General features: G+C 72.6%; 16 protein-coding genes and 1 pseudogene. 7 read left to right on the forward strand and 10 right to left on the reverse strand.

Annotation, left to right across the window (positions count from 1 at the left end):
- Positions 1–63: 63 nt before the first annotated feature.
- From ABZX65_RS01710 to ABZX65_RS01725, 4 genes and pseudogenes are all read right to left on the reverse strand, one after another.
- A pseudogene (locus ABZX65_RS01710) lies at positions 64–963 on the reverse strand (ABC transporter permease); the annotation flags it as partial.
- Positions 964–966: 3 nt separating this feature from the next.
- Entirely contained in the window at positions 967–1,941 is a 975-nt protein-coding gene (locus ABZX65_RS01715) for an ABC transporter permease (RefSeq protein WP_355333214.1), read from the reverse strand.
- A gap of 3 nt (positions 1,942–1,944) precedes the next feature.
- A complete protein-coding gene (locus ABZX65_RS01720; protein ID WP_355333217.1) occupies positions 1,945–2,580 on the reverse strand; it encodes a ThuA domain-containing protein in 636 nt (211 codons plus the stop codon).
- A 16-nt stretch (positions 2,581–2,596) separates the two neighbouring features.
- Complete coding sequence (locus ABZX65_RS01725; protein WP_355333219.1) at positions 2,597–3,676, reverse strand: Gfo/Idh/MocA family oxidoreductase; 1,080 nt, start codon at positions 3,674–3,676, stop codon at positions 2,597–2,599.
- 383 nt (positions 3,677–4,059) lie between these two features.
- Between ABZX65_RS01725 and ABZX65_RS01730 the strand changes: the two genes are divergently transcribed.
- Positions 4,060–5,004 (forward strand): zinc-binding dehydrogenase, encoded by a 945-nt coding sequence (locus ABZX65_RS01730; protein ID WP_355333221.1) that lies wholly within the window; start codon positions 4,060–4,062, stop codon positions 5,002–5,004.
- Positions 5,005–5,099: 95 nt separating this feature from the next.
- On the opposite strand, the gene ABZX65_RS01735 is transcribed toward ABZX65_RS01730, so the two are convergent.
- A complete protein-coding gene (locus ABZX65_RS01735; protein WP_355333224.1) occupies positions 5,100–5,861 on the reverse strand; it encodes a GntR family transcriptional regulator in 762 nt (253 codons plus the stop codon).
- A gap of 187 nt (positions 5,862–6,048) precedes the next feature.
- Between ABZX65_RS01735 and ABZX65_RS01740 the strand changes: the two genes are divergently transcribed.
- The 3 genes from ABZX65_RS01740 (at position 6,049) to ABZX65_RS01750 (ending at position 9,781) form a co-directional block, all read left to right on the forward strand.
- Positions 6,049–6,729 (forward strand): PhzF family phenazine biosynthesis protein, encoded by a 681-nt coding sequence (locus tag ABZX65_RS01740; protein ID WP_355333226.1) that lies wholly within the window; start codon positions 6,049–6,051, stop codon positions 6,727–6,729.
- 179 nt (positions 6,730–6,908) lie between these two features.
- Positions 6,909–7,886 (forward strand): YhjD/YihY/BrkB family envelope integrity protein, encoded by a 978-nt coding sequence (locus ABZX65_RS01745; protein WP_355333229.1) that lies wholly within the window; start codon positions 6,909–6,911, stop codon positions 7,884–7,886.
- Between the two features lie 68 nt (positions 7,887–7,954).
- The gene (locus ABZX65_RS01750) at positions 7,955–9,781 is read left to right on the forward strand and encodes a glycoside hydrolase family 15 protein (RefSeq protein WP_355333231.1); all 1,827 of its coding nucleotides are present in this window, start codon (positions 7,955–7,957) and stop codon (positions 9,779–9,781) included.
- 19 nt (positions 9,782–9,800) lie between these two features.
- Here the strand turns inward: ABZX65_RS01750 and ABZX65_RS01755 are convergent, their stop codons facing one another.
- The gene (locus ABZX65_RS01755) at positions 9,801–10,313 is read right to left on the reverse strand and encodes a hypothetical protein (RefSeq protein ID WP_355333232.1); all 513 of its coding nucleotides are present in this window, start codon (positions 10,311–10,313) and stop codon (positions 9,801–9,803) included.
- A 168-nt stretch (positions 10,314–10,481) separates the two neighbouring features.
- Between ABZX65_RS01755 and ABZX65_RS01760 the strand changes: the two genes are divergently transcribed.
- Together ABZX65_RS01760 and ABZX65_RS01765 are read left to right on the forward strand one after the other, a co-directional pair.
- Complete coding sequence (locus ABZX65_RS01760) at positions 10,482–11,411, forward strand: carbohydrate kinase (RefSeq protein WP_355333235.1); 930 nt, start codon at positions 10,482–10,484, stop codon at positions 11,409–11,411.
- A 165-nt stretch (positions 11,412–11,576) separates the two neighbouring features.
- Positions 11,577–13,208: a hypothetical protein gene (locus tag ABZX65_RS01765; RefSeq protein ID WP_355333237.1), complete on the forward strand. Its 1,632-nt coding sequence runs from the start codon at positions 11,577–11,579 to the stop codon at positions 13,206–13,208.
- Here ABZX65_RS01765 and ABZX65_RS01770 read toward each other — a convergent pair.
- A complete protein-coding gene (locus ABZX65_RS01770; RefSeq protein ID WP_355333240.1) occupies positions 13,203–13,832 on the reverse strand; it encodes an HAD family phosphatase in 630 nt (209 codons plus the stop codon). The two genes, ABZX65_RS01765 and ABZX65_RS01770, sit on opposite strands and share 6 nt — an antisense overlap.
- Positions 13,833–14,118: 286 nt before the next feature.
- Between ABZX65_RS01770 and ABZX65_RS01775 the strand changes: the two genes are divergently transcribed.
- Positions 14,119–15,195, forward strand: a complete 1,077-nt coding sequence (locus ABZX65_RS01775; RefSeq protein WP_355333243.1) for a LacI family DNA-binding transcriptional regulator — start codon at positions 14,119–14,121, stop codon at positions 15,193–15,195.
- 42 nt (positions 15,196–15,237) lie between these two features.
- Here the strand turns inward: ABZX65_RS01775 and ABZX65_RS01780 are convergent, their stop codons facing one another.
- The 3 genes from ABZX65_RS01780 to ABZX65_RS01790 form a co-directional block, all read right to left on the reverse strand.
- Complete coding sequence (locus tag ABZX65_RS01780) at positions 15,238–15,642, reverse strand: hypothetical protein (RefSeq protein WP_355333246.1); 405 nt, start codon at positions 15,640–15,642, stop codon at positions 15,238–15,240.
- A 111-nt stretch (positions 15,643–15,753) separates the two neighbouring features.
- Positions 15,754–16,215: an SRPBCC family protein gene (locus ABZX65_RS01785; RefSeq protein ID WP_355333247.1), complete on the reverse strand. Its 462-nt coding sequence runs from the start codon at positions 16,213–16,215 to the stop codon at positions 15,754–15,756.
- 25 nt (positions 16,216–16,240) lie between these two features.
- Complete coding sequence (locus ABZX65_RS01790; RefSeq protein WP_355333250.1) at positions 16,241–17,215, reverse strand: aminoglycoside phosphotransferase family protein; 975 nt, start codon at positions 17,213–17,215, stop codon at positions 16,241–16,243.
- Positions 17,216–17,263 lie beyond the last annotated feature (48 nt).

Genomic DNA, 17,263 nt, shown 5'->3' on the forward strand with positions numbered 1-17,263 from the left:
CCGGCGGGCGCGTTTGGCGGCGACCTGGCCGCGCTGGGCCTTCTTGGTGCCGATCCCGGCCTGGCGCAGCCGGGGGTTGATGAACTCGTCGATGCCGAAGTTGACCAGCGACAGGGCGGTGCCGAGCAGGGCGATGGCCAGGCCGGCGGGGACGAACCACCACCAGGCGCCGGTCAGCAGCGCGCTGCCGGTCTGGGCCCAGTACAGGATCGTGCCCCACGACCACTGGGTGACGTCGGCGAGGCCGAGGAAGGCCAGGGTCGCCTGGGTGAGGATCGCGAAGTTGACGGTGCCGAGGAAGGACGCGGCGATCACCGCGAGCTGGTTCGGCAGGATGTCCTTGAGGATGATCCGCCAGGTCTTGTCGCCGGTGGCGCGGGCGGCCTCCACGAAGTCGCGTTTGCGCAGCGAGAGCGTCTGCGCCCGCAGCACCCGCGCTCCCCAGGCCCAGCCGGTGAGCGTGATGACCAGGATGATGCCGAGCGAGCCGCTGTGCGGCAGATACGCGGCCAGGATGATCGTCAGCGGCACGCTGGGCAGCACCAGGAACACGTTGGCCAGCAGCGACAGCACTTCGTCGCCGAGGCCGCCGACGTATCCGGCGGTGACGCCGACGATCACCGACAGGAAGGTGGCGAGGACCGCGGCGCCCAGGCCGACGAGCATCGAGGCGCGGGCGCCGTAGAGCATCTGCGACAGGACGTCCTGGCCGTTCTGGGTGGTGCCGAGCCAGTGCGCGGTGGACGGTCCCACGAGGGTGTCGTCGCTGACCGTCGAGGGGTCGTACGGCGAGATCCACGGCGCGACGACGGCCAGGACGACGAAGACCAGAACGACCGCGAGGCCGATGAGGGTCAGCGGTGAGCGCAGCAGGCGCGACCGGAGGCGGGCGGGGCCGCCGGCGGGCTCGGCGGCGGTGTCGGCGGTGTCCGCCTCGGCGAGGGCGGCGGCTTGCACGGCCATGGATCAGCTCTCCCTTGTCCTCGGGTCGAGGAACACGTACGCGATGTCGGCGATCAGGTTGGCGATCAGCACCAGCACGGTGATGAGCAGGAAGATCGCGGACATCAGCGGGTAGTCGGCCGCCTGTGCGGCCTTGAACAGCACCGACCCGATGCCGGGGTAGTTGAAGACGACCTCGGTGACGATGGAGCCGCCGATCACGAAGCCGAGCGACATGGCGAAGCCGGAGAAGGACGGCAGCATCGCGTTGCGGGCGGCGTAGGTGTACATCACCCGGCGCCTGGGGAGCCCCTTGGCCTCGGCGAGCCGTACGTAGTCCTCGCTGAGCGTGGTGACCATCATGTTGCGCATGCTGATCAGCCAGCCGCCCACGGAGGCGACGGTGATGGTGACGGCGGGCAGGACGGCGTAGTTGATCGCGCTGCCGATGAACCCGGCGTTCAGGCCGATGGTCTGGTCGAGCCCGTAACCGCCGGACAGCGGGAACCACTTGAGGGTGATCGCGAAGACGTACACGATCATGATCGCGAACCAGAAGTACGGGATCGACGACAGGAAGGTGGTGATCGGTATCAGCGAGTCGAGCCAGGTGCCGCGCTTCCAGCCGACGAGCATGCCGAGCGTGGTGCCGATGACGAAGCCGAGCACCGTGCAGATGGTGACCAGGATCAGCGTCCAGTACATGCTCTGCCCGAGCACGGTGCTCACCTGCGACGGGTAGTAGGCGTACGAGGTGCCGAAGTCGCCGGTGAAGATGCTGTGCCAGTAACTGACGTACTGCTCCCACAGGTTCTTGTCGGACTCGCCGAACAGCACCCGCAGGGCCTGGACCGCGGAGGGGCTGAGCTTCCCGTGGAACTGCTGGATCAGGTTGTCCGCGGGGTTTCCCGGCATGACGCGCGGGATGACGAAGTTGAGGCTGATGGCCGCCCACGCCGTGAGCAGGTAGAAACAGATCTTCCGGAAAAGGATGCGCATGGGTCAGTTCCCTCGGGCTTCGAGGCGGCACGCCCAGCGGGCCGCGCGCCGGACGAGAAGGCGCACGGCGGGTTCTCCCCAGCTCCGCATGTCGTGGCCCAACTGGAGGTAGCAGACACGTCCGTCCCCGAATTCGCGGACGTGCAGCAGGGGTTCGGTGCCGCCGGGGGTCGTACGGCGGGCGAGGGTGAGCACGCCGGGCGCGGTCTCGACGTGGTAGTGCTCGTGCGTCAGCTCGAACGGCGGTATTCCGGCGGTCACTTCGTGTGCGCCGTCGAGGGTGACGGTGAACCGGCTCTCGTGGGGCGGTGGCCCGTGCGAGACGTACCGGCTGCCGACCAGGTCGAACAGGTCCGCGTCCACGGTGGTGGAGTGCAGGGCGATCAGTCCGGCGCCGCCGCGTACCGCGCGGGCCAGGCTCGCGCGCTGTGCGTCGGTGAAGCGGCCCAAGGCCGTGTAGAGCACGATGAGTTCGGCGTCGACCTGGCCGTCGAAGCGGCCGGTGCCGACGGCGGTACGGGTGACGAATCCCTCGTCGGTCAGCAGGGTCCGCACTTCGCGGGCGGCGGTGAAGAGGTCTTCGTGGACGTCGTCGCCGCTGAAGACGGCGAGGGCGGTGGGGCTGGCGGTTCTCGGCATCGTCGGGCCGCTCGTTTCAGTAGGTGGAGCGCAGTTCGCCGGTAGGGCTCCAGTAGCCCTGCGCACGCCCGCTGAGCAGGGCGTTGTCCATGCGGTCGAGCGGCAGCGGCACGCGCCGCCGGGACCGGCTGCTCTCGTAGGTCGCGAAGACCAGTTCGGCGCCGCGCAGGCCGTGCTCGGCGTCTAGGGCGGGCTTGCCGCCGGTGCGCAGGCTGTCGACCGCGTCCCGCACCGCCTCGGCCGTGGCGGCCACGATCGCCGGATCGACGCCGCGGTCCCAGGTGCGGGGGTCGGTGTCGAAGGGTGAGTCGTGGACCAGGTCGTCCTTGCCGAAGCGCTGGATCAGGCAGCGCGCGCCGTGGATGTCGGCGCGCCCGCGGGTGCCCTGGATGATCAGCCCCAGGTTGTTCTGGAGGTTGAGGACCGGGGTGTGCGGTTCGCATCCGGTGGAGACCACCGCGCGGACGCCGTCGGCCCAGCCGATCTGGGTGACCGACGCGGTCTCGACGAAGGCGCCGTACACATAGCGGTCGAGCGTCACGTCGAGTTGGCCGAAGACCCACTCCGGTGCGGTGTCGCCGCAGTGGAAGAGGATCAGGTCGAGGATGTGGGTGCCCCAGTCGAACAGGTTCGGGCAGTACCCCTCGATGGTCACGACCTCGCCGATCTCGCCCACGGCGACGGCTTCGCGGGCGAAGCGCTGCACGGCCTCGAAGCGGCGCTGGAGGTTGTAGGTCAGTTGCGTGCCGGCGTCGGCCGCGACCCGCGTCATCTCCAGGGCCTCGCCGTACGACAGCGCGACCGGCTTCTCGCAGTGCACCGCGCGGACCCCGGCCGCCGCCGCGGCCCGGACGATCTCCGGGTGCAGGGCGGGCGGTGTGCAGACGCTGACGACGTCGGGCCGTTCCAGGACGAGCAGTTCGCGGTAGTCGCGGTACGTCCGCGGTACGCCCAGCTCCCCCGCCAGGTCCTCCGCGGTCCGCTCGTCGACGTCGGCGAGGGCGACGAGCTCGACGCCCGGCACCGCCCTCAGGCCGAGGCCGTGCACCCGGCCCTGCGAACCCGCGCCGATGACTGCCGCGGTGACGGATGCCATCCGCTCTCCTCCCCTGAGTCCCGCCTGAAGTGAGTCCCGCCAGGACCGCTTCCGGGGCTGTCGAGGGCCCGGACAGCGGTCGTTGGGTATGTGCCAAAGCCATACCACTTGCCGCCATCGTAATACGAAAGCCGGTCCTGTCTAGAGGGTGAAGCAGACCAGAATGCCGGGGAAACCGGGCGCACTTCGCACTTTTCAGCCACAGACAGGCACAATTCCGCCGTCACTCCGGCTGGATTCCTACGACACCACTACTGACCACATAGGACCACTTCGCTACGCTGGCCCCCGGTCGTCACCGACCCCGTCACCCCGCTCGGCCCGCCATCCCCGCCCAGCCGTCACACCACCAGCCGTCACACCACTCAGGCCAGGAGATCCGTATGAAGATCAGTCAGCTCGTCGGCCCGCGCACCTCGGAGGTCGTCGCGGCCGACGACCCGGTCCCCGGCGCCGGCCAGGTGCTGGTCGAGGTGCTGGCCAGCGGGGTCTGCACCTCCGACATCGGGCCGTGGCTCTCGCACGACCCGGCCGCGCCGCCGGTCAGGCTGGGCCACGAGATCGTGGGGCGGGTGGTCGGCACCGGCCGGGACGCGGGCCGCTGGGCGCCGGGCGACCTGGTGACCGGGCTCGGCGGCGAGGGATTCGCGACGCTCGCCGTCATGGACGCGCACGCCGTCCTGCCGGTACCGGCCGGGATCGAACCCGCGCACGCGATCGGCGAACCGGTCGCCGACCTGGAGGAGGCGCTGTCCCGTACGGGGGTGCGCGCGGGCGACCGGGTCGCCGTCGTCGGCCTCGGCTTCATGGGCCTCGGCCTGGTCCAGCTCGCCAAGCGGCACGCGCCGGGGCTGCTGGTGGGCGTCGACCCCGACCCGGCCCGCCGCGAGCGCGCCCTGCGGCTCGGCGCCGACCTCGTCTTCGCCCCCGACGACCTCCCGGAGGAGTACCGGAAGGACACCGGACGGGCCACCGACGCGCGGCTCGCCGTGGTCCTGGAGGCGACCGGCACGACGAGCGGGCTCGGCACGGCCGGCAGCCTGGTGCGGCCCTTCGGCACCCTGTGCGTCGTCGGCTACCACCACACCGGCGACGCGATGATGGACATGGACCTCTGGTACAAGGCCGTCACCGTCGTCAACGGCTTCTGCCCGGACCGCACCCGGCTGATGGGCGCCATGCGCGACGCGCTCGCGCTGATCGGCGAACGCCGCTTCAGCTACGCGCCGTTGATCACCCACCGCTTCGGCCTCGAAGGCGTGGACGACGCCTTCCGCGCCATGACGGCAGCCGGTCCCGACTTCATCAAGGGAGTGCTGGTGCTCTGACCACGCGCACGGCTGAGGTCGGCACACCGGTCCGGCCTCAGCCCGCGGCTCAGCCGTACGAGCGCCCGCGGCTCAGCCGTACGGCCGCCCGCGGCTCAGCCGTGCGAGCGCGCGAAGGACGTACGCAGCCGGTACCGGTCGCCCGCGTACTGGATCGTGGACTCGAACAGCGGCTCCTCGTCGGAGCCGACCGCGATCTGGTGCATGACCAGAAGCGGATCGCCCGAGGCCATGTCGAGCTGTCCCGCGGCGCGGTCGTCGGCCTTGGTCGCCTCGATCGTGCTGTCCGCGCGGACCGGCTCGACCCCGGCGGCGGAAAGCGTCGCGTACAGCGAGCGGTCCGCGAAATCGACGTCCTCGATGCCGGGCACCAGAGCGAGCGGAATTCGCGTCAGGTCCAGCGCTATCGGAACACCGTCGAGCAGCCGTACCCGCTCCAGCCGGAACAGCGGAGTGCCGGGCGCGATACCGAGCCGCTCCGCCTCGTCGATGCTGGCCGGGCTCGCCTGTGCCATTAATACCTTGGAGTGCGGCTTCAACCCCATTCGTGCCGCGGTCTCGCTGAAGGATTCCAGGCTGTTCGGCCATTCCTTCTTCGGCGCCGACTGCGTCACGTACCAGCCACGGCCGTGGGACGCGCTGAGCACGCCCTCCTCCACCAGGTGACCCAGGGCTTTCCTCAGTGTGACCCGGCTGATCCCCAGTTGACGGCAGAGCTCCCGCTCGGGCGCCAGCCGCATTCCCGGCCTCAGCTCGCCCCGGTCGATTTCGCTGCGGATCAAATTCACCGCCTGGATCCACAGGGGTTCTGGATAGCCCGGCAGGATAACGCCCGCGACCTCGCGAGAGTCGTTCATACGTGAGGCCCCCATAATGACGCGCTCGCGGCCTCCGGCCGCCGACGCCGTAACTGATGAACAGCGACGCTCAGGATAGCTTTCCGCCAGGTGGTCTGACCAGTTCCACGGGTCCCGGCGGCGGGACGGCCGGAACCGGCCGGTGCGAGCGGGTCCGCTCCCGCGCCCCGAATGCTTGAATGCCGGAGTGAATACGACATCGGGCGGCATCGATGTGCTGCGGGTCTTCTGCGGCCCCGACCGGCGGTACGGCAACCCGCTCGGCGTGGTCCGCGACGGCTCGCGCTACCCGGACCGCGCGGCACGGCAGTCCCTGGCCGGTGAACTCGGCTTCAGCGAAACGGTGTTCGTGGACGACCCGGAGCGCGGCGCGGTCGACATCTACACGCCGGGGCTGCGACTGCCCTTCGCCGGGCACCCGTTGGTCGGGGTCGCCTGGCTGCTCGACGTGGAGGTGCTCGAACCCGAGGTCGGGGAGGTCTTCACGCGCGACGACGGGGAGTTCACCTGGATCACCGTCCGCGCGGAGTGGGCGCCGCCGCGCACCCTGCGCGAGTACGCGCTGCCCGCCGAGGTCGACGCGCTGGACGTGCCGGAGCCGGGCGAGTGGGTGTACGCCTGGGCGTGGCAGGACGAGGCCGCCGGCCGGATCAGGGCGCGCGCCTTCCCCGGCCGCGGCGACGGCATCGACGAGGACGAGGCGACGGGCGCCGCCGCGCTGCTGCTCACCCGGCAGCTCGGCCGCGCGCTGCACATCACGCAGGGCCGGGGCTCGCAGATCCTCACCGCGCCCGGCCCTGACGGCACCGTCGAGATCGGCGGCCGGGTGTGTCTGGAGGCCGTCCTTCCCGCGCCGCGGGCCCGCTGAGCCCGGCGCTGGGCCCGGCGCGGAGGCCGTCCGTCGGCTCACAAGTCGCGCGTTCCCCGTACACCGCCTTGACTGGTGGCGTTCGTGGCGTTCGTCGCCGCCGTGTTCGCGGTGCTCGCGGTGCTCGCCATGTCCGCCCGTCACAACCGTGTCCGCCGTGTCCGCCGTGGAGGTCGCGTATGGCCGCCGCACCCTCCGGGCCCCCGGGCCGTGAGAAGGGCCGGGCCGACCGCGAGAAGGGCCTGGTCGGCCGTACGGTCGCGGGGGCGGCCGGGCGCGCGGCGCGGTGGAAGGCGCGCGGGCTGCGGCTGCGCCACGCGGCGGAACGCCGCTTCCCCGTCATCACCGAGCTGACCGCCCGCCTGCTGTCGGTGAATCTGCTGGACGCGGGCACCCGGCTGGCCGCCCAGCTCTTCCTGACCGCCGTCCCGCTGCTGTTCGTGGTCGCGGCCTTCGCGCCGAAGACCGTACGCGACCAGCTCGTGAGCACCGCGCGTAACGTCTTCGGCCTCACCGGGGCGTCGGACGAGCAGCTCAGGCAGGTCTACAGCGCGAACGGCGGGGATCTGCGGCAGACCATCGGGGTGATCGGCGTCCTGATGGCGCTGCTGTCCGCCACCGCGTGCAGCCGGGCGATGGCGCGGGTGTGCGAGCGGGCGTGGGGGCTGCCGCGCGCCTCGGTGCGGGTCGCGGTGTGGCGCTGGGTGGTGTGGATCGCCGCGTGGATGGTGGCGCTGGTGCTCCAGGGGCCGCTGCGCGACGGCTTCGGCGTCGGGCTGTGGCTCGGCCTGCCGCTGACCTTCCTCGCGGACGTGCTGGTGTGGTGGTGGACCCAGCGGCTGCTGCTGAGCAAGCGCGTCGCGTGGCTGCCGCTGCTGCCCGGCGCGATCCTCACCGCGCTGGCGATGACGGCCCTGTCGGTGACCGCCCGCCTCTACATGCCGACCGCCCTCAACCGCAGCCTGGCCAATTACGGCTCCCTGGGGTCGGTCTTCACGATGCTGTCCTGGCTGATCGCGATCTGCGCGGTGCTGACCTTCACCATCACCGCGGGCGCCGTGCTGGCCTCCGAGCCGCCGCTGGCCTCCCTCCTCGGACCCGCCGGCGGCACGGACCCGCGATCGCGCCGGAATGCCGGTGCGGACCGCGTCATCTAGCGTGGTCAGGGCGGGGGGACGCCTCGCGGCGGGCGCACCGCGGCGGGGGAACGGCGAAAGGTGCCCTCATGCGTCGCTACCCGCCGATCGCGGACCACGGCCTCATCGGAGACTTCCAGACCAGCGCCCTGGTGTCGTCGCGGGGCGTCGTCGACTGGTTCTGCGCGCCGCGCTTCGACTCGCCGAGCGTCTTCGCCTCGCTCCTCGACCACGACCGCGGCGGCTACTTCTCGATCGCGGCCGCGAGCCCTGAGGCGAGGGTCAGGCAGCTCTATCTGCCGGACACCGCGGTGCTCGTCACCCGCTTCATGACCCCCGACGGCGTCGGCGAGGTCATCGACTTCATGCCGGTGGACCGGCCGGAGACCGCCACCGACCGGCACCGGCTGCTGCGCGTCATGCGGGTGGTGCGCGGCACGGTCCGCTTCGCCCTGGAGTGCAGGCCGCGCTTCGACTACGGCCGCTGCGACCACCGGCTGCACGTGAGTGACGACGGCACGGCCAGATTCGGCGCGTCGGGGGCGTGGGCGTACCTCCAGCCGGTCGGCCCGCTGGACCTCGAACGCGACGAGGAGGACGTCCGGGCCGCGGTCACGCTGAAGCAGGGCGAGATGGCCGCCGCGGTGCTGACGGTGTGCGCGGCGCACGGCGAGCCGCCCGGGCCGGTGACGGTGGACGGTCTGCGGGCGGAATTCGACGGGGTGCGGGAGTTCTGGCACGGCTGGATCCGGCAGTGCCGCTACCGGGGCCGCTGGCAGCAGGCGGTGAACCGCTCGGCGATCACCTTGAAGCTGCTCACGTACGCGCCGACCGGCGCTCCGGTCGCCGCCGCCACGATGGGCCTGCCGGAGCAGGTCGGCGGCGAGCGCAACTGGGACTACCGCTATACGTGGGTCAGGGACGCGTCGCTGTCGGTGAACGCGCTGGTCGACCTCGGTTTCACCGCGGAGGCGGACGCCTTCCGCCGCTGGCTCGGCGGGCGGCTGCGCGCGGGCGGCACGGTCACCGGCGAGCCGTTGCAGATCATGTACCGGGTGGACGGCGACCCGCACCTGGCCGAGGAGACGCTGGACCACTTCGAGGGCTACCGCGGCTCCGCGCCCGTCCGGCTCGGCAACGGGGCCGCCGACCAGCTCCAGCTCGACATCTACGGCGAGGCCGTGCACGCCCTGTCCCGGTCGCAGGACATCGCCCAGCTCGCCGGGTGGGAGGGCTGGCGGGCCTTCTCCGGGCTGCTGGACTGGCTGGCCGCGCACTGGGACCGCGCGGACGAGGGCATCTGGGAGACCCGCGGCGGGCGGCAGGACTTCACGTACAGCCGTCTGATGTGCTGGTCGGCCTTCGACCGCGGCATCCGGCTGGCCGCGGAACTCGCCAGGCCCGCCGATCTGGAGACCTGGACGACGGCGCGCGACACGATCATGGAACAGGTCATGGACCGCGGCTGGAGCGAGAAACGGCACGCCTTCGTGCAGCACTACGGCAGCGAGGTGCTGGACGCGTCGCTGCTGCTGATGCCGGAGGTCGGCTTCGTCGCGCCGAAGGAGCCGCGCTGGCTGTCGACGCTGGACGCGATGGACGAGGAGCTGGTCTCCGACAGCCTCGTCTACCGCTACGACCCGGGCGCGTCCCCCGACGGGCTGCGCGGCGGCGAGGGCACCTTCTCGCTGTGCAGCTTCCTGTACGTCGGCGCGCTCGCCCGCGCCGGGCGCCTGGGCCCGGCCCGTTACGCCTTCGACAAGATGCTCACCTACGCCAACCACGTCGGCCTGTTCGCCGAGGAGATCGGGCCGACGGGTGAGCAACTGGGCAACTTCCCGCAGGCGTTCACGCATCTGTCGCTGATCACGGCGGCGACGGCGCTGGACGAGGAGCTGGACAGGTCCGAGTCCTGACCGCCGGGCCCTGCCGCCGTCAGGCAGTCGTCGGGCCGCCGCCGTGGACGGTGGTGCTCCTGATGTCGCGGCCCTGAATGACCGGGGCGTGGAACACCCCGTCGTTGACGGTGTTGTTGACGACGCTGACCGAGCCACGGCCGGCCGCCGGGGCCAACTCCTCCAGCAGCAGCCGCAGTTCGGCGGCGGCGGCCGGGTCGTCCCGCAGGACGCGGCGCAGCCGGGTGCGCCAGCCCGCCTCGATGTCGGCGGCGGCGTCCGCGTCCCCCGAGTCCCTGGCGGCCGTCAACTCGGCGCGGGAGAGCTGGAGTTCGTCGAGAGCGGCGGTCTCGTCCCCGGCGCGTGCGGCGGCCCCGGTCGTACCGTCGTCGGCTGCCGTACCGTCCTCGGCCGCCGCCCCGGCGCTGCCGCCGCTGCCGCGTGCGAAGAACCGCGCCAGCCGGTCCCGTACCTGTGTCCAGGCGTCGGACGCCATCAGTGTGACCACCTGCGTCGCGCCCGACGCGGCCAGTGCCGCCAACTCCGCGTCCACGGAGCCCCCCTTCGTCCGCCGCCCCGCTCATCCGCGGGGCCGCCGCCACCAGCGTAGGGCGGGCGGGCCCGCCGCGGCAGACGGTCTCCGGCCGCGTACCGGCAGGGGACCGCCCGCGTGATCGCGTACGGGGACGGGGGTCGCCGGGCGGGACCGCGATACGGCAGCATGTGGCCCATGAGCGACTTCCTGGTGATCGGTGAGTGCGTAGCGGACATCGTCCGGACCCCCGGACAGCCCGATGTGCCGCATCCCGGCGGCAGTCCCGCCAACGTGGCGTACGGGCTGGCCCGCCTCGGCCACGCCACCGCGCTCCTCACGCAGCTCGGCGACGACCCCTCGGGCAAGCTCATCACCGACCACCTGCGGTCGGCGGGCGTACACCTGCTCGCGGACGGCCGGCACGACGTCCGCACGCCGACGGCGGTGGTCACGCTCGACGAACAGGGCGCGGCGCGCTACGACTTCGACATCGCGTGGACGCTCGGGCCCGTCGAGCCGCCCGCCGCGATCCGGCACGTCCACATCGGGTCGATCGCCGCCGTGGCGGAGCCGGGCGCGGCCACCACCGTGGACCTCGCCGCGCGGCTGCGCGCGGACGCCACCGTCAGCTACGACCCCAACATCCGGCCGGAGTTGATGGGCACGCACGAGCAGGGTGTCGCCGGAGTCGAGCGGTGCGTGGCGCTGAGCGACCTCGTCAAGGCGAGCGACGAGGATCTGGAGTGGCTGTATCCGGGCGAGCCGGTCGCGGCGGTCGCCGCGCGCTGGCTGGCGGCCGGGCCCGCCGTCGTCTTCGTGACCATGGGCGGGGAGGGCGCCGCCGCCTTCACCCGTGACATCGAGGTGACGGGCGCGCCGGTGCGGACCGAGGTCGCCGACACCGTGGGCGCGGGCGACTCCTTCATGTCCGCGACGCTGGACGCCCTCACCGGCCTCGGCCTCACCGGCGCCGCCGCCCGTCCCGCGCTCGGCGCCCTGGACAAGGCGACCCTCGCCCATGTGCTGCGCCACGCGGGCACCGCCGCCGCGCTCACCGTCTCGCGGCCCGGCGCCAACCCGCCCACGACAGGGGAGTTGCGGGCGGCGCTCGCGTAGGCCACCGGGGCAGCGGAGGTGTGACGCCCAACGGCCGTGGACCCGATTCGCCCCGGATCGGGCAGCCCGTACGGCCCGGCCGGACGGGCTGCCCCCTATCACCGTGACACCGCGCTCTTCTAGCCTCCCCTTGAAGATCGATCAGCCCACCGAGGGGGGACTTGCGTGGACGCGTCCGCGTACCGCATGGTCGTGTGGACCGAGCAGGACTACGTCACGGCCGCCGCGACGGCCGACCGGCTGGTCGCGGAGTGGCTCACCGACGCCAAGGGTTATCCGGTCACGGCGCTGCACGACGGCCGCAACGAGATAGCCGAGCACGTGACGCTCGACCGCGACACCGATTCGGGGCAGCAGGGCGCGCACAGCCGCTGGCGATTGCGGGAGAGCCCGCCGACATTGCGGGCGACCTGGCAGTCCACGCTCATCGTCCGTACCGACATGGCCGATCCGGGCCGCACCTGGGTGCAGCTCGATGTCGAACACCGGCCGGACTCGGCGGAGATACCGCAGATCCGCGCGTCCAAGCCGCGGCTGGCCGACGCGATACTCGACGCTCTGGACACGCACAGCGGCATCGCCGAGATCCGCGCCCGCGCCAGCTTCATCTACGCCGGTGACGTGAAGGAGGTGGTCGAGGAGCTGACCGACCGGGAGCGGCGGCTGCCCATCGTCGTGGCGAGCGTGCCGTACGGGACCGACGCCGACGAGTGGCTGGAGAAGGTCGTGGACCGCGCCTTCACCCAACTCGTGGGCCGCGCGGTGCTGTACGTGCTGACCCGCGAGGCGCAGGCCGCGTTCAACAAGGCGCTCGAACACCATCCGGTCTTCGGCGGCGGCATCCGTACGTACATGCCGCGCGTCGACCCCGCGTGGGCCGCCGACGGGCAGCGGCACCCGGTGATGTCCCGCGCCACGGTCGAGGCCGATCCGGTACGGGCCGCCACCGTGCTGACCGCGCTGCCGCGCAACCAGGCGGCCCGCATGCCGCTCCCCCAGCCGCTGGCCCGCCTGCACGCCCAGCGCCCGCGGCCCCGGTCCACCGAGCACGGCGACGAGATCGCGCGCCTGCGCGCCGACCACGAGAGCCTGATCGCCCTTCTCGACGAGGCGGCGGAGGCCGAGGCCGCCCGCTACAAGCAGGTCCGCGAGCTCCAGCACGACCTCGCCGACGCCAACTGGCTCGCCGAGGAGTTCTACGCCGAGCGCCGCGCCGCCCAACAGCAGGTCCGCGCGCTCCAGTTACGTCTCCAGCAAGTCGGCGCCTACGAGGCCGCCTTCGCCCCCGTCGAGGAGGACGAGAGCGAGGCGCTGCCCGGCAGCTTCACCGAACTCCACGCCCGGCTGCACCAGTTCCCCACCCTGCTCTTCACCGGGGACCCCAAGGTGATGACCGGTCTCGACGACCGTTCCAAGCCCAACTGGGTCAACGTCTGCTGGGAAGCGCTCCAGGCTCTCGAGGACTTCGCCGCCGCCTCCGTGGCCGGCCGCGCCCGCGGCGACTTCCGCTCCTGGTGCCAGGATCTCCCCTCCGGCTGCCACCCCTTCCCGGCGGGCAAGGTCCTGATGAAGGAGTCCGACACCGTCTGGCGCAACCTCTCCTGGCGCAAGGAGCGCACCCTCCCCGTGCCCCGCGCCGTCGATCCCTCCGGCGCGGTCTACATGGAGGCCCATCTGCGGATCGGCGGCGGCAGCACCATCTCCCCGCGGCTGCACTTCTTCGACGACACCGCCAACACCGGTCTGCTCTACATCGGCCACATCGGACCGCACCTCACCAACACCCGCACCTCATAGCGCCGGCAGGTGGGCTTCGACGCGGGCGACGGCCTGCGGGGTGCCGGTGAAGAGGTGGGCGCGCATGCCCGCGGTCTCGGCGGCGGCGATGTTGGGGGCGTGGTCGTCGATGAACAGGCAGTCCGACGGGCGGACTTCGAGGCGTTCGCAGGTGAGCGCGAAGGCGCGGGGGTCGGGCTTGGAGACGCCGATCTCGTGGGAGTAGACGATCTCGTCGACCAGTGAGTCGAAGCGGTAGCGGGCGGTCTCCCGTTCGCGGGCGCCGACGAAGCTGTTGCTGAGGATGCCGAGGCGGCAGCGGGAGCGCAGGCCGCGGACGTAGTCGATGAGTTCCGTGTTGGGGGCGCCGAGGTATTCGGCCCAGAGGTCGGACATGAAGGATTCGACCTGGCGGGCGTCGAGGCCGAAACGGGCGCCGACCTGGGCGCGTACCTCGGGCTCGGTGATCGCGCCGACCGCCCCGGCCTCCCAGACGTCGTCGAGACGACGGTCCACGGTGCCCGGCGGGAGGCCGAGGCGCTCGTCCCACCGCTCGATCCAGCCCGTCGGCGGTGTGATCTCCAGGACTCCGCCGATGTCGAGGATGACGCAGCGCTCTGTCGTGGAAGGTCCAGTCGTCTTCATGGAAGGTCCTCTCGTCCGGTTCCGCGGCGTGCGGTACGCCCTGCCCTCACGGTGGGCCCTCACCTTCGGTGAGGGTCAAGGCGGTGACGGGACCCGCGGACCGCCGCCGGGTCCTGGGGCCGCGACCAGGCCCGCCGACCGCTGCCGGACCCGCCGTCCGTCTCCCGGCCCGCGGACCGCCGCCGGGTCCGAGAACCGCGACCGCGGTGATTCGCGATAGCTTTCGCAAAAGGCGGACCGGCACGGCGGTACGGCCGCCGGGGGCGCGAGCGCGGGAGAGCAGAGGATGGCGGCGGCGGAACCGGGGCACGAAGCCGACGGCGACACAGACGCAGGCGCGGGCGGCGGAGGCACGACGACGCTCGCCGAGATCGCGCGGCAGGCGGGGGTGTCGGTCTCCACGGTCTCCAAGGTGCTGCACGACCGCTCGGACGTGGCGTCCAGGACCCGCGCCAAGGTCCAGCGGCTGCTGGAGCAGCACGGGTATCTCGCGCGGCACCGCCCCGCGGCGACGGCGCTGGCGGCGGGCGGCCTGATCGACTTCGTGATCAACGAACTGGCCAGCCCGTGGGCGGGCGAGCTGATCCGGGGCGCGGAGGAGGCGCTGCACGCCGAGGGGCTGGGCATGGTGGTGTCGGCGACGCACGGCCGCAGCCGGCTCACCCGGCAGTGGCTGGACTCGCTCGCCACCCGTCGCACGCGCGGCGCGATCCTGGTGCTGCCGGAGCTGACGGCCGCCCAGCACGAGGAGTTGCGCAGGCTCGGCCTGCCCTTCGCGCTGATCGCCCCGGCCGACGAGCCCGCGCCCGGAGTGCCGTGGGTGGGCGCCACGAACTGGCCGGGCGGGCTGGCCGCGACCCGCCATCTCATCGGGCTCGGCCACCGCAGGATCGCCGTCATCAGCGGGCCGCCGGAGCGGCTGGCCTCACGCGCCCGCGTGGACGGCTACCGCTCGGCGCTCGACGAGGCCGGGCTGCCCTTCGACCCGGCGCTCGTCCGCTACGGCGACTTCACCCACGAGCCCGCGCACCGGCACGCCCTGGACCTGCTGGGGCTGCCCGACCCGCCGACCGCGGTCTTCGCGGGCAACGACCAGCAGGCGCTGAGCACCTACCGCGCCGCCGCCGCGCTCGGGCTGCGCGTCCCGGCCGACCTGAGCGTCGTCGGCTTCGACGACCTGCCCTTCGCCGACTGGGTCACCCCGCGGCTGACCACCGTACGCACCCCGCTCGCCGACATGGCCGCACTCGCCGCCCGGATGGTGCTCCAGCTCCTCGGCGGGGAGCAGCCCGCGTCGACCAGGGTGGAGGTCGCGGGCGAGCTGGTCGTGCGCGAGAGCAGCGGGCCGCCGCCCGTACGGTGACCAGACCGCTGGACCAGGGGGGTCAGCCCTGGGCGAGGGGGGTCAGCCCTGGGCGAGGGCCGGGTCCAGCCAGAACAGCTCCCAGTGGTGGCCGTCCAGGTCGAAGAAGCTCCGGGTGTACATCGGGCTCTCCTGCTCGGTGCGCTTGGCCGCCGTGCCGCCCCCGGCCACGGCCGCCTCCGCGATCCGGTCGACCTGCTCCTTGCTGTCCAGGCCCAGCGCCACGATGGCCTCGGTGGTGGTCGCGGTGTCCGCGATCTCCTTCTCGGTGAAGGTCCGGAAGAAGGGCTCGACCAGCAGCATCGCGTAGATGTCGTCGCTGATCACCATGCAGGTCGCGTTGTCGTCGGTGAACTGCGGGTTGAAGGTGAACCCGGCGGCGGTGAAGAAGGCCACGGAGCGGTCGAGGTCCTTCACGGGGAGGTTGACGAAGATCTTCGTGGACATGGGTGCCTGCCTTACGTTCCGCTGGTCGGTGTCACGGGAAGGTCGTGCGCTTCACCGGGGTAGACCGGTGCGCGGCGCGGAACTCATCGGTACCCGCGGGCCGTCTTCGCCTCACTCCCCGCGCAGCAGGGTGTCCACGGCCCGGCCGAAGACGAGCCGTCCGGTACGCGCCGTGACCGCGTCGAACGCTCCCGGCAGCCGCCACACCCGCAGCTCCTCGCGCCAGCGCACCCACGAGCCGGTATCCGCGCCCGCACCTGTACCGCTGTCGTCCGGCCGTACGTCGATCTCCGCCCAGCCGGTGACGATCCGGCCGGTCTTCTCCAGGCGGCAGAATCCGGGGCCGCCGTCGACCGGCGGCTCCCAGCGCACGATCCGCATCGGGTCGTCGAACCCGGCACCGCCGAGCCCGGTCCGCGCCACGAAGGCCGTGCCGACCCCGTCGGGCGGCGGCGTCAGCACGCTGATCCGGGTCAACGGCACGGTGGCGGTGTGCCGTTCCCAGTCGGTCAGCCGCCGCCACGCCTCGGCGACGGGCAGCGGGGTGCGGCGCTCGACCACGAAAGGGGACATAAGGCCAGGGTAGGGCGCGCCGCTGTCAGGACCAGCCGGTACGGGTCCGCAGCCAGTCGAGCGCGACGACGCCCTGGGCGTGCTGGAAGGGGCGCAGTGTCGGCAGGCCGGGCGGCGCGGGCCGCCGCGCGTGGCCGAGCAGGAAGCCGGCGAAGGCGGCCAGCACCGCCGTGACGCCGTCCGGGTCGGCGCCCGCGGCCACCGGGTGCCGGTCGAAGATCTCGGCGGGGGGCGGTCCGCCCTGCATCCCCACGCTGGGCAGCATCAGCAGCAGGTCGAACCAGGGCGCCGCCAGGCAGGCCCACGGCCAGTCCACGACCATGACGCGGCCGTCCGCGGTGAGCAGCAGATTGTCGGCCCGCAGGTCCGCGTGGGCCAGGGTCTTTCCGGCCGCCGCCCGCGCCCATCCGGCCTCCAACGCGGCCAGTTCCGCCAGATGGCGTACGGCCCAGGGGTCGAGGCCCGTCAGGTCGTCGGTGCCCGCCGCGTGCTCGGCGGCCAGGGCGCGCCAGCCGTGGAAGTTCTCCGCGTTCGCCTCCGCCACGGGCGGGACCTCCAGCGGGGACGGTGTGAGCAGCGTCGCGAGGTCGCCGACCGCGGTCAGGACGCGCTCCAACTCGGCCGCGTCCCACGGCTGTGCGGGCGTGCGGCCCTCGATGTCCTCGAAGAGCAGGACCACCCAGTCGTCCCGCTCGAAGGAGGCCAGCAGGCGCGGGGCCGGGACTTCACGGGGAAGCGCCGCGGCCACCGCGGCCTCCGCCCGGTGAATGCCCGGGCTCTCCCGATTCGCCGCCGAGGTCACGGCCTTGACGAACGCCCTCGTCCCGTCCGTCAGCCGCAGGCGGGCCGCCACGCCCGGCGAGAAGCCGCCGGCCTGCGTCTCCGCCGCCGCGACGCGTGCCCCCAGGCGCGCCTCGGCCTCTCCCCGCACCCCCGCGGGCACGTCCCCCCACTCGGCTCGCACACCCTGTGCCCCCACGGCCCCGCTGTCGGTCGTCATCGCCCCATCCTCCCGACCCCCCGGGGCCTGGGGCCACCGCGTTTCGGG

The organism is Streptomyces sp. NPDC003300 (genome assembly GCF_040610915.1).
Lineage (GTDB): Bacteria > Actinomycetota > Actinomycetes > Streptomycetales > Streptomycetaceae > Actinacidiphila.